We start from the raw sequence: 11,823 nt of genomic DNA, 5'->3' as shown, positions 1-11,823 counted from the left end.
GGGGAGGCCGATGCGGTTTTTGGGCAGTGCTGGAGGCAGCCGATGGTTTTCTTCCTCGAACCCCGGATTGGGGCTGGACTGTCAGGATATGTCGCTGAAATGGGTTCGGCCTTCCTCTGCGCTGCGCTGGGCATTGTGCCGACCGTGCGCCATGCGGATTATCTGGGCAGTTGGCTTGAAGTGCTGCGCGAGGATAATCGGGCGATATTCCGCGCGGCGAGCGCCGCCAGCAAAGCCGCCGACTGGCTGCTCACCCGCCATACCGAGGCGCGGGCCGCCGCGATGGACGAAGTTGGGAGGATCGCAGCATGATCCTGCTACCGGATGACCTTCGCGCAAAGTTGCTGGCGAATGGGCGGGATCGTGGTCCCGATCACGCGCCCGTCCTTAAACTGTTCAACCCTTGCGGCGCGGCAACATGGCTCTTCAGCGAACTGGATGAGGATGGCGATACATTGTTCGGCCTTGCCGATCTGGGCTTTGGCAGCCCGGAAATGGGGTATGCGAGCCTTTCAGAAATCGCCAGTGTGCGGCTTCCCTATGGCCTACGCATCGAGCGGGATTTGCATTTCAGCGCTTGCTTCGACCTGACCATCTATGCCGAGGCCGCGCGCATCGCTGGCCAGATCACCGAGAACCAACACGCGCTGATCGCGGCGGCGCGGGCCTGTGAGGCCCGCAGGGCCAAGCGGGAAAGCACCCAAAGCAACATGCCGCATCGGTACGAATGAACCAGTTCCGTGCCTCCATCGCGGGGCCGGGTAACGCGGGCGGGCGTTTCCCGCCGATAAAAAGCCGATCCGTATCGCGATCAAGAAACACGGACCGGCACCTCAAGAAAGGCTAAGCCCATGAAACTCGACTTTATCGACCTTGGCAAGCTCAGTGTCAGCAAAGCCAATATGCGTTATGCCAAAAAAGCCCCGGACGTGTCCGACATCCTGCCGACCGTGCGTAAGCGCGGCGTCATCGTGCCGGTGCTGGTGCGCCAGAATGGCAGCCCGGAAACTTTCGAGATTGTCGCCGGTGCGCGGCGTTTCACCGCCGCTTGTCAGGTCGCCGACGAACGGCGCGCGGAGGGCCAAGAGGTGAAACCGATGCCCTGCGCTATTCTCGACGAGAGCGACGATGCCGACGCCATAGAGGCATCGCTGATCGAAAATATCGCGCGGCTCGATGCCGACGAGGTGACCCGTTGGGAAACGTTCACCCGGCTGGTGAGGCAAGGGCGCGGCATGGAGGATATTTCCACGACCTTCGGCCTTCCCGAAATTGCCGTGAAACGCATCCTTGCGCTGGGCAATTTGATGCCGCGTATCCGCACCCTCTACCGCGATGAGGAAATCGATGCCGCCACCGTCCGCCATCTGACGATGGCGAGCAAGAGCCAGCAACGCGCGTGGCTGGCTCTTTATGACGACCCCGACGCCTATGTTCCGACCGGCCATCAGGTAAAGGCGTGGTTGCTCGGCGGACAGTCGATCCCGGTCAGATATGCGCTGTTCGATACGGCTGGTATAGCGGGTATCGTTGCCGATCTGTTCGGCGAGGATCGCTATTTTGCCGATAGCGATGCCTTTTGGACCGCGCAGAACGCCGCTATTGCAGCACGCCGTGAAGAGTATCTCGAAGCTGGCTGGCCCGATGTGGTGGTGGTTGGTCCCACTGAGCATTTCTCGACATGGGAATATCAAAAGGCGCCCAAGCGCAAGGGCGGGCGGGTCTATGTCGACGTGCGCGCCAATGGCGAAGTGACCTTCCATGAGGGCTATGTGACGGGGAAGGAGGCGCGCCGCCTCGACAAGGGCGAGGCGCTCGACACAGGACGCAAAGCGCCCCGGCCCGAAATTACCGGCACGTGCCAAACCTATCTTGACCTGCATCGTCATGCCGCCGTGCGCGCAGCGATGACCGGCCACCCCGGCATTGCGCTGCGTCTGATGGTGGCCCATGCCATCGTCGGTTCGCCTTTGTGGACCGTCCGGCCCGAACCGCAAACCACGCGCAATGACGCTATCCGCGAGAGCGTCGAAATCTGCCGGGGCGAAGCGGAATTCGATACCAAGCGGCGCGAGGTTTTGGCGCTGCTGGACTTTTCGGCCGAAGAACCGACCGTTACCGGCGGCAATGGCGATGCCTATGGGCTGGTAGGTCTGTTCCTCAAGCTGCTGGGACTTCCCGATGAAGCGGTGATGGCTATCATCGCCATTGTCATGGGCGAAAGTCTGGCGAGCGGCAGCGCCGCCGTGGAAGCGGTAGGGCAGGAGATTGGTATCGATATGGCCCGCTACTGGCAGGCCGATGATGCCTTCTTTGATCTGATCCGCGACCGCGAGGTTTTGACCACCATCGTTGCCGAAGTGGCAGGCCAGACCGTGGCAAGCGCCAATCAACAAGAAAAGTCAAAGACCTTGAAAGCGATCATCCGCAATCATCTGGCCGGGGCCGATGGCCGCATTAAGGTGGAGGGATGGGTGCCCAGATGGATGACCTTCCCGCCCGACGCCTACACCATGCGCGGCGGCGTCGGCACGGTGGACAAGGCGGCGCTGGTCGCGGCGGCGCTTGCCGCGACCGAATCCGACGCAGAACTGCAACCGCTGGCGGCATGAAGCAGCATGAAACCGGGGGGATGGCGGATACCGCCATCCCCATTTTTTGACAGAAGCGCGATATGATTCCCGATCGTCCGAGCTTCCTGCTGGAACAGCAATATCCACAACTCTCGCGGCGCGGCACATACTGGTCGCATTACGGCACCTATCGCAGCTTTGCCACGGCGCGCGCGAGGGCGGCCCTGCTCGATAAGCCCTCCCGGATCACCGAATGCCGCGTGGTCTGGCGATCCGTGCCGATCCGGTAGCGCCTGCATTATTCTCAAAATTGGAAAGGAATTTATCATGGCGGATCGCGTTTCCGCATCCATCACCATCGGCGGCACTCTGTCCGCCACCCTGCTCCCCGACCTGCTCGCAGCCATCGAAAATGAGGGGCTTTCCACACAATGGGACGGCGAACCCTTCGCCGCCGATCAGCTTGTCCCGAACGAACCGCTCGCGCTCATGGCGCACGAAGTGGCGTGGGGGCATTTCAGCGAACTCGAAGTCTTCTGCATTGAACAGGGTCTGCCTTTCGCGCGCTGGTCTGGGGCGTATCATGGGCAATGGGGCGCGCAGCGCGTGGTGTTCAGCGGTAACGGCGAGCCTTTATCCTTTGCCGCTGATGAGGACGATACGATCCTGATCGACCGCAGCACTGCCGAACGATTGGATAGCATCGAGGCGATTTTCGCGCATTTCGATGCGGCGGATTTTGCCATTCCCGCGCTGGTGATCGTCGCGCAAATGGAGGAGACGGCGCATGGCTGACACATGGATTCAAGGCAGCTTCGCTTTTCGGTGCAGCGCCGCCGAGGCGGCTCTGCTGGTGCAAGCCGTCGATGCCGCGCATGATATGTGCGCGGCGCTAGGGAATGAGCCGCCCGGCCCGGACTTGCTGGCGGTGTTCCCGCCGACCGATCCCGGCGATCTATGGAGCGGCTTTCGCGCTGCCTTTGCCGACCCGGAATTTCCCTGCGTCGGGGCAGACTTTTCCAGCGCTGGCTTGCCTGATGAGCCGGAAAATTGCGTCATATGTTTTTCCAGCATGGATGATTTCGATCCGGGCGCTATCGCCATGCTCATCCAGCGCTGTTGCCAGCAAACGCTACGCATCGCACCTGTCGGGTTCGAATGGGCGATGACCTGTTCCAAGCCCCGGATCGGGGAGATAGGCGGTGGATGGTGCGCGGTCTTTGCTGATCGTATCGCGTTCGAATCCACCGGGGAGGCGCTGTCCCGCGCACTTGACGGTATCCTCTGAAACCCATTTTTCTACGCCGCCGGGGTTCGATCCCCGGCGGCGCTTGATCCTATCTGATCTTTCGGATCGCCATGCCTTCCGTGTCGCACAGACTGCAACGGCTCCGTTCGCGCTGATAATCGCGCTCGCCAGCGAGTTCGCCGATCCCGGCACGGAGTGTGTCTGACACCCCGATTTCGAGGCGTTCGGCTACGCACGCATCGCAGATTGGCGCGGGTTTCAGCCGCTCGACCAATCGTCTGATATTTACCAGAATCACCATGCAAAAGCCCCCGCCCATGCCATCTTAACGGAGTGCGCGGTTCAGCGTAAGCGCGCTCGGTGCTGCCAAAAGCTGCAAAAATGTGGCGAGGGGGCACGAAAACGAGGGGGGCGATCTTCGAGCCTCTGCCAGAACCGGACGGCAGGGCATGTTCCGGCGTCAGATGCGGCCTTTCGCCGCCTGCCGGAGCACACATATATGGATGATGATACCGACCGCGCCAGCGCTGCGCGGCGTGGCAGCCCCTATCTTAACGCGCAACAGGCCGCCCATTTCCTGCACATGTCGCCGCGGACGCTTCAGCGTCTGCGCGTCAAGGGCGAAGGGCCAGAGGTGCGCCGCCACGCGCGCATGGTTCTCTATCATATTGACGATCTTCTCGCATGGTCACGTGCCCGTGCCGACCGCCCTGCAACGGGAGCCGACGCATGAGCCGCAGGGGCGCGGGCAGCGATCTGCCGCTGATCGCATGGGGCGAGGAGCTGCGCCGCCGCAAAATCGCACGCCACAGATTGCGTCGTAAAATCGTCGCGGTTGCGTTACTGATCGGGGCTGTCATCGGCTTGGCTTTCTTCCATCCTGCACCGCGTCTGGTGTTGAATGCCAGCGCCAGTGCGCCCATCGGATTATATGCTGTTAGCCCCGGAAATATCCCCCGGCGCGGCGAAATGGTGATCGCGCACTTGCCGATCAAATATCGCCGGATGGCGGCATCGCGGCGCTATATTCCTCTCAATGTGCCGCTGGTGAAACATGTCGGAGCGGTTCCGGGTGATCGCGTCTGTGCGCTTCACGGTGTCATCACCGTTGACGGAAAGCCCGTCGCGATTGTCCAAGCGTTCGACTCTATGCACCGCCCTTTGCCGTCATGGTCGGGTTGCCATGTGTTACAGCAGAATGAGCTGTTCCTGTTGTCGCTCGCTGTCCCCAATTCGTTCGACGGACGCTATTTCGGGATCAGCCGGAGCGCCGACATCATCGGCACCGCGAGGTTGATATGGGCGCGCTAAGAGGAAGGATGGCGCTTGCCCTTATCGCCATCGCTGTCCCCGCAACAGCCCATGCAAGGACCGATCCGAGTGCGCAATGGATGCCCCTTATTGCAGAAGCATCGGCAAGGTTCGGTGTTCCGGCAGACTGGATTGTGCGGGTCATGCGCGCTGAAAGCGGCGGGCGCACATGGCTCAATGGGCAACCGATCCGCTCGCGCGCAGGAGCGATAGGTCTGATGCAATTGATGCCCGCAACATGGGCGGCGATGCGGGACAAATACTTTCTTGGGAGCAATCCCGACGACCCGCACGACAATATCATCGCGGGCGCCGCCTATCTCCGGCTGATGGCAGATCGCTTCGGCTATCCTGGTTTGTTGGCCGCCTATAATGCTGGCCCCGCGCGATATGCCGACTATCTCGCCGGTAAATCGCGCCTTCCCGGCGAGACGATTGCCTATATTTCAGGCATCACAGGCAAGACCCAAACGGCGGCGCTAGCCATAGCCAGCACCCCGCGCGAATTGCTCTTTGCGCTGCGCCGCGACCTTGGCGAATTGCCACAATCTCCCTCGTTCCCAGTTTCGCGGGATACCTTGTTCGCGATCCGCAGGCCGGGTTTATGACGACGAATGCGAGCATTTTCCTGCCGCCAAAATCGCTATGGCAAGGCTTTCAGAAGACCATCTGGCAGCGGAATTATGGCGCGGAATGGCAGCATGAAATTGCTGAAATCTTGCGGGTTTTCGAGCGGAAACCTGGGAAACATCGTCGGAAGGAGCGTTTGCAAGATAAAGGCAGTGCCTCCGGGGCACTGCTAATCGCCTGTCTGCACATCCTTTTTTCAGGAGGCACTTGCGCCATGACCGGAGGCAAATGCTGTGGGCATAGTTATGCCGTCCAGTCAGGCCGCAAGCCATGAGCGATGAGGACGAGTTCACACCCCGGCTTGGTAAACCGCGCGCGCGGGGGCAGGCCAGAAGCCGCACATATTTGGGTGCGGTGGTCGGTGGCGCAGCGCGCGCGGGCATCACGACGGCCAAGCGCGCCGTGCGGTTCGACGGCAGCCGGATCGGACGTGGCGCGAGTATTGGGCGGGTGTTGTCCGGGCGCGACCGCCTGACCGGATTGCGCGGACGGCGCGCGGTGGTGAAGGCGAAGCTGGTTCGTCTGGGTGCCGCAAGGCTTTCCGCCGCGCGAACCCATTTGCGCTATATCCAGCGCGATGGCGTCACTCGCGAAGGCGGCTCCGGCCAGCTCTATTCCGCGACATCGGATGATGCTGATGGCCGAGCCTTTATCGAACGCGCTGGCGAGGACCGTCACCAGTTCCGTTTCATCGTTTCAGCCGAGGATGGCGATCACTATGCCGACCTCAAACCATTCACGCGCCGGTTGATGACGCAGATGGAGCAGGATCTGGGCACGAAACTCGATTGGGTGGCGGTCGATCATTTCAACACCGGCTTTCCCCATACCCATATCATCCTGCGCGGCCGCGATGATCGCGGTGACAATCTCGTCATCGCGCGTGAATATTTGAGCCATGGACTGCGCGAGCGTGCGGCCGAGCTGGTGACGCTCGATCTGGGACCGCGTACCACCCTCGAGATTGAGGAGCGGCTTCGACACGACATGGACGCCGAGCGGCTGACGCCGATTGATCGGCGCATGGTCCGCGACATGGATGAAATCCGCGAGATCGGCCAGTCGATGCGCGATCCTTTCCAACAATCGCTCCGCATGGGGCGCCTGCGCAAGCTTGAAGCAATGGGATTGGCAGAGCCGGTCGGCGGTGGCCGCTGGCAGCTTGCCGAAGGGATCGAGGAAACACTGCGCCACATGGGCGAACGTGGCGATATTATCCGTACTATGCAGCGGGCCATGGCCGCCCGCAATCGCGCTGGTGTCGAACAGCATATTTTCGATGCGGCAGATACCGACGCCGCACCCATCATCGGACGCGTGATCGGGCGTGGACTCGCCGATGAACTCAAGGACCGTCATTATCTGCTGGTCGATGGTGTCGATGGGCGCAGCCATTATGTCGATATCGGTACGCCGGTCCTGAGTGGGGTCGAAGGGGGAGAGGAAATCGGGCCGACACCTGAGGGCGCGATCGTCCGGATTGCACCTGCGCGCGGCGGTGTGCGCGCAGTCGATCGCACCGTCGCCGATATCGCTGTCGCAAATGGCGGGCGCTATTCGGTCGATATCCATCTGCGCCATGATCCGTCAGCGAGCGAGGCCTTTGCCGAAACACATGTGCGCCGATTGGAAGCAATCCGGCGTCTGACCAGCGGCGTCGAACGCTTGCCCGACGGAAGCTGGGACATCGCACCCGATCATTTGACGCGGGTAGACGCCTATGAGGCAAGGCTGTTACGTACCCGGCCGGTGACGATCGAGACCCTCTCGCCGGTGCCGATCGAGAAGCTCGGCATGGCCGATGCGGCGACCTGGCTTGACCAGCGGATTGCCGGCGAGGAAACGGCGTCGGTCCGCGATGCAGGATTTGGGCGCGAGGTACGGCAGGCCGAAACCCTGCGCCGTCAATGGCTGGTCGAACAGGGGCTGGCTGAGGAGCAGAATGCGGGTATCCGGCTTCGCGCTGATGCCCTTGCAGTGTTGCGACGGCGAGAGTTGCTGCGCGTCGCCGACCATCTGTCCAACGAGCTGGGGCTGGCGTTTGTCGAGACCAAGGCGGGGGAACGAATCGAAGGGGCGTTGCGGCGACAGGTGGAAACGCTCGGCGGGGGGTATGCGCTGGTCGAAAAATCCCGCGAGTTCACGCTGGTGCCTTGGCGGCCAGCACTCGAACGTCATATCGGACGGCCCCTATCCGGCATCATGCGGAGTGACGGCATAAGCTGGACGTTTGGACGTGGACGGGGTGGTCCGAGTCTTTGAGCGGGCACTGCACTGATAAGCTGGCTCGGACATATCAAATGACCGCGATTGCGGGCGATCCGGTTATGGGAGCGTGATCGGGGTAAGCCGCTGTAGGTTCGGAAGCAGGTTTTCGCCGGCTTAGCGCCTGAAATAAGGTGTTCAGATGGGTGTATCAGCGTCTTGTCGGCTGCACTTCTTCCAATCGGTGGATCGCTTACAAAGTGAGCGGTGCGCCACGCTCAACCTGGAAAACGCGACGAGCCGAGCGCTGCTATGAAGAAATATGTGGACTAGATATCTCATATATGTCAAATTGTAGTCCACATAAAATGAACGCTTTTATATAGAGAATGGGCAAAAATGGACTTGTCGAGTAAATTGTCTGAAAATATGGTCCAACTCGCAAGACTTGGCCTTCAAGGCCGCCCGCAAGATATTCAGGCATATCTTCGCCAGTCCATCCGTAGATTCCGTCAGCAAAATCCCAAGCTTGCTCACGATCTTTCCGAGCTTCTGGCGCTAGCGCCGACATCGCTCTCACCGTTGCGCGACATGGGCGGGGCTATCGTCCCCGTCGATGCGGATTCTCGTCTTGCTTTGGCGAAGACCGAATATCCGGTTGTACTCGTCAGTGAGCCCATCCTAAACGCCCAACTGGCATTGCGCCTTGAGCAAGTCGTCCAAGAAAGGGGGCATCTTTCGGCACTCGAACGCCAAGGCTTGGGTCCCACACGTTCGCTTATGTTCATAGGCCCTCCAGGTGTAGGTAAAACAATGAGCGCGCGATGGCTGGCGGAGCGGCTCGACCGTCCACTGATCACGCTTGATCTTGCGACGGTAATGAGCAGTTATCTCGGGAAAACTGGCTCGAACATTCGCTCAGTCTTGGAATATGCCAAAGCAGTGCCGTCCGTCTTGCTACTCGATGAGTTTGACTCAATAGCGAAGAGGCGGGATGACGAGGGCGATGTCGGTGAATTGAAACGCCTTGTGACAGTCCTTCTTCAGGAGGTCGATGATTGGCCATCGACCAGCCTCTTAATAGCTGCCACCAATCATGGTGAGCTGCTCGACTCGGCTGTGTGGCGGCGGTTCGACGACGTCCTTGAATTTGATCCACCTTCCAATGGTGAGCGAGCCGCTGTGCTTCAGCGTCTTTTTGCCGAAGATGTCGCGCAACTTGAGCCTTGGATGCCCCTGCTCGTGAATTTGTGGGATGGACAGTCCTTCAGCGATCTTACGAGGATGGTCCAATGGATTCGGCGTCGGGCTACGATCACAAACGTAAGCGTGTTGGACGTCCTACTCGAACGTATCGGTCATGACCTTCGATCTGGTTCAGCGCAGGATCGAAAGCGAGCGGCCGACCTGCTTGCCAAGGGCGGTTACAGTGACCGTGCGATCAGCGAGCTTGTGGGAATTTCGCGCGACACGATCCGCAAGAGCAGAACGAAGAATTCCGACGTCGAAATGGCGGTGACCAATGGCTAATCCCCGATATCTTATCGGTCAGGGTGAAAAGCTTTCCGAAGAGATCGCCCGTGCGCCTCGCGGGATGGGTGATAAGGCTCATCCGTATTCATTTACCGAAGCACGCCGCCGGCTTGCGCCGATGTGGAAAGGTGCCGCCGAAGCTATAGAAGACCTACCAGATTTGGCACTGCCCTGTGGCCAAGCTGCACTCGAAGTTACACTCCATCCGAGCTACCTCGCCAAGTCCTATTATCCGGGAAATTTGATTCGAGAACTTGGGCTGTCGCACCTTGGTAGCCGGGCGGTTCATATCGTACCAAACAAGGTAGTGGCCGCTAAGGCGGAAGAAAGTGGCAAGGCGCAGCCTGCTCCAGTATTATTTCTGGCAGGATCCGCGGATGCCCTTATCGAATTTGGCGAAGCGGCGGCATCATGGTCACCCGGAGACGAACGGATTGAGGACGATTTTCGGCGGATAGAAAGCATAAAGACACCCGGGAAAAACCGCCTGAAACGACTGACTGACCGGTTTGCGAGTCGTGATACGTTTCCGCTGGAAGTGGTGCTTCACAATCCTGATCAAAACACCAATAACGACATTGTAGGTGCCTTTGCGGATTTTATGCGATCTCTTGATGTCTGGTGTGACATCGATCGGCGACGTCAAGTCGGTGGTCTTGCTTTTTTGCCAATCATCGCGGGGCGCGAGCAGCTGAACGATGTACTCGATTTTGCTTTCCTTCGCGTCTTGCGGGAGGCGCCGAGGATCGTCCCTTTCGATCCAGTCACCCGCTCTATTGGTAGCGCGTTCCCTGTCACGCTCAGCGACGAAGACGCAGTTGCCCCTGATCTGTCGGTCGCCATCTTCGACGGCGGGCTCCCCGACGACCATGGGCTCGAAAAGTGGGTGACATTGCACGACGCGCCTGGTGTCGGTGCTCCCGACGCTGCAGGACAACGTCATGGACTTGCGGTAACGTCTGCCTTCCTATTTGGGCCACTCAAACAAGGTGAGGCTCTGGCTCGACCCTATGCCAATGTCGATCACTGGCGGGTATTCGGAAGAGGCGATGACGACTTTGAGGCGTTTGATTTGCTTGATCGTATCGAAGACGTCCTCTCCTCGCGTCGCTACGATTTCATCAATATCAGTCTGGGTCCCAGTTACGCCATCGACGATGACGACGTAAGTCCTTGGACCGCACGACTCGATCAGTTGCTCGCTGCCGGGGAAACCGTAGCCACCATTGCATGCGGTAATAACGGAGAGAATGATCGCATAGGTGGCTTGCACAGAATTCAGCCGCCGTCCGACGGGGTCAATATGCTCGGTGTCGGCGCTGCTGGCAGCTTTGGGGCGGGTTGGAAGCGCGCAGACTACAGCGCATGCGGACCCGGTCGCAGCCCAGGCTATGTAAAGCCAGACTTTGTTGCATTTGGTGGTTCCCACGGCGCTCCGTTCCTTGCGTTGAGCACGGTTAGTCCCCTCAAGGCGAACGGCACCATGGGTACGAGCTTTGCTGCACCGGTCGCCATGCGGTCGGGCGCTGGGATGCGCGCACAATTCACCGAACCACTCTGGGCACCGGCAGTCAAAGCGCTGTTGGTGCACCAAGCTGCAGGGGATGAGATGCTCAGGACCGAAATAGGTTGGGGCCTCGTTTCCCATGGCTTGGGCGACCTAATCCTGTGCGACGACTATGAAGCGCACATCGTATACCAAAGGCAGATGCCGACGACTGGGGCGGTGCGGCTCTATTTGCCAGTCCCGGACGGGTTGACGGGCAATGTTGAAATCAAGGCTACTTTCAGTTTCTATTGCGAAGTCGATCCCGAGGATGCGATAAACTATACGCGAGGGGGTCTCGATATCCAGTTCAGGCCAGATACGACGCGAATTCCGCCACCGTATTACAGCGGTAGTAAGCTGATTACGCCGACTGTTCCGGCATCCGATTCCTTCTTTTCAGCCAAGAACTTCTACGCGACTGAACATATGCAGCGCGACGATGCGCAAAAGTGGGAAACTACCCTGACTCGCACAAAGACTAAACGCGCGACATCGCTTGCGCAGCCAGCTTTTGATGTCAGCTACATCAACCGCGAGCATGGGCATAGCGGCCGACGGCCGGCGACTATGAAATTTGCGCTCGCGCTTACGATCAGGAACCGGTCCGCCAAAGATCTCTATGATCGCGTTATTGTTAGTTCAGGAAATCGTCTCCAACCTATGCGGCCACGCGCTGGCGTTCAGGTGCCGATCCGATTGCCCAAATAAGCCTTTCCCCATTCAGCTCACGCGAGATTCTGTGGCGACTACCGGCACCTAAATTACGCTATGTC

Annotated in this window: 14 protein-coding genes; 13 read left to right on the top strand and 1 reads right to left on the bottom strand. The window is 59.6% G+C overall.

What is annotated here, in order from left to right:
• From FHS92_RS15735 to FHS92_RS15710, 6 genes are all read left to right on the top strand, one after another.
• Positions 1 to 312: zincin-like metallopeptidase domain-containing protein (locus FHS92_RS15735; RefSeq protein WP_246352044.1), on the top strand; the 312-nt coding region annotated here is incomplete at its 5' end.
• Positions 309 to 731 carry a DUF2958 domain-containing protein gene (locus tag FHS92_RS15730; protein WP_184081690.1) on the top strand — a complete coding sequence of 141 codons (423 nt, stop codon included), beginning with the start codon at positions 309 to 311 and terminating at the stop codon, positions 729 to 731. The genes FHS92_RS15735 and FHS92_RS15730, both read left to right, overlap by 4 nt.
• Positions 732 to 851: 120 nt before the next feature.
• On the top strand, positions 852 to 2,612 hold the full coding sequence (locus FHS92_RS15725) for a ParB/RepB/Spo0J family partition protein (protein ID WP_184081689.1): 1,761 nt from the start codon (positions 852 to 854) through the stop codon (positions 2,610 to 2,612).
• Positions 2,613 to 2,674: 62 nt separating this feature from the next.
• On the top strand, positions 2,675 to 2,863 hold the full coding sequence (locus FHS92_RS15720; protein ID WP_184081688.1) for a hypothetical protein: 189 nt from the start codon (positions 2,675 to 2,677) through the stop codon (positions 2,861 to 2,863).
• Between the two features lie 37 nt (positions 2,864 to 2,900).
• Complete coding sequence (locus FHS92_RS15715) at positions 2,901 to 3,368, top strand: hypothetical protein (RefSeq protein ID WP_184081687.1); 468 nt, start codon at positions 2,901 to 2,903, stop codon at positions 3,366 to 3,368.
• The gene (locus FHS92_RS15710) at positions 3,361 to 3,861 is read left to right on the top strand and encodes a hypothetical protein (protein ID WP_184081686.1); all 501 of its coding nucleotides are present in this window, start codon (positions 3,361 to 3,363) and stop codon (positions 3,859 to 3,861) included. The genes FHS92_RS15715 and FHS92_RS15710 overlap by 8 nt, the downstream gene beginning before the upstream one ends.
• Positions 3,862 to 3,910: 49 nt before the next feature.
• On the opposite strand, the gene FHS92_RS15705 is transcribed toward FHS92_RS15710, so the two are convergent.
• A complete protein-coding gene (locus FHS92_RS15705) occupies positions 3,911 to 4,123 on the bottom strand; it encodes a hypothetical protein (protein WP_184081685.1) in 213 nt (70 codons plus the stop codon).
• A 198-nt stretch (positions 4,124 to 4,321) separates the two neighbouring features.
• On the opposite strand from FHS92_RS15705, the gene FHS92_RS15700 reads away from it, so the two are divergent.
• The 7 genes from FHS92_RS15700 to FHS92_RS15670 all read left to right on the top strand — a co-directional run bounded on the left by FHS92_RS15700 (position 4,322) and on the right by FHS92_RS15670 (position 11,758).
• A complete protein-coding gene (locus FHS92_RS15700; RefSeq protein ID WP_184081684.1) occupies positions 4,322 to 4,555 on the top strand; it encodes a helix-turn-helix domain-containing protein in 234 nt (77 codons plus the stop codon).
• Positions 4,552 to 5,133, top strand: a complete 582-nt coding sequence (locus FHS92_RS15695) for a S26 family signal peptidase (protein ID WP_184081683.1) — start codon at positions 4,552 to 4,554, stop codon at positions 5,131 to 5,133. The genes FHS92_RS15700 and FHS92_RS15695 overlap by 4 nt, the downstream gene beginning before the upstream one ends.
• An 8-nt stretch (positions 5,134 to 5,141) precedes the next feature.
• Positions 5,142 to 5,741, top strand: coding sequence for a lytic transglycosylase domain-containing protein (locus tag FHS92_RS15690; RefSeq protein WP_246352043.1), 600 nt, complete (start codon positions 5,142 to 5,144; stop codon positions 5,739 to 5,741).
• Positions 5,738 to 6,037, top strand: a complete 300-nt coding sequence (locus FHS92_RS15685; protein ID WP_184081681.1) for a hypothetical protein — start codon at positions 5,738 to 5,740, stop codon at positions 6,035 to 6,037. Before FHS92_RS15690 ends, FHS92_RS15685 begins: the two co-directional genes overlap by 4 nt.
• Complete coding sequence (rlxS, locus tag FHS92_RS15680) at positions 6,034 to 8,025, top strand: relaxase/mobilization nuclease RlxS (protein ID WP_184081680.1); 1,992 nt, start codon at positions 6,034 to 6,036, stop codon at positions 8,023 to 8,025. Before FHS92_RS15685 ends, rlxS begins: the two co-directional genes overlap by 4 nt.
• 342 nt (positions 8,026 to 8,367) lie before the next feature.
• A complete protein-coding gene (locus FHS92_RS15675; RefSeq protein WP_184081679.1) occupies positions 8,368 to 9,498 on the top strand; it encodes an AAA family ATPase in 1,131 nt (376 codons plus the stop codon).
• A complete protein-coding gene (locus FHS92_RS15670) occupies positions 9,491 to 11,758 on the top strand; it encodes a S8 family peptidase (RefSeq protein WP_184081678.1) in 2,268 nt (755 codons plus the stop codon). Before FHS92_RS15675 ends, FHS92_RS15670 begins: the two co-directional genes overlap by 8 nt.
• The last annotated feature ends 65 nt before the right edge of the window (positions 11,759 to 11,823 follow it).

This window comes from Sphingobium subterraneum (assembly GCF_014199435.1).
GTDB lineage: Bacteria > Pseudomonadota > Alphaproteobacteria > Sphingomonadales > Sphingomonadaceae > Sphingobium > Sphingobium subterraneum.
Note: the sequence above shows the minus strand (reverse complement) of the source record. Positions and strands in the feature narration are given on the sequence as shown.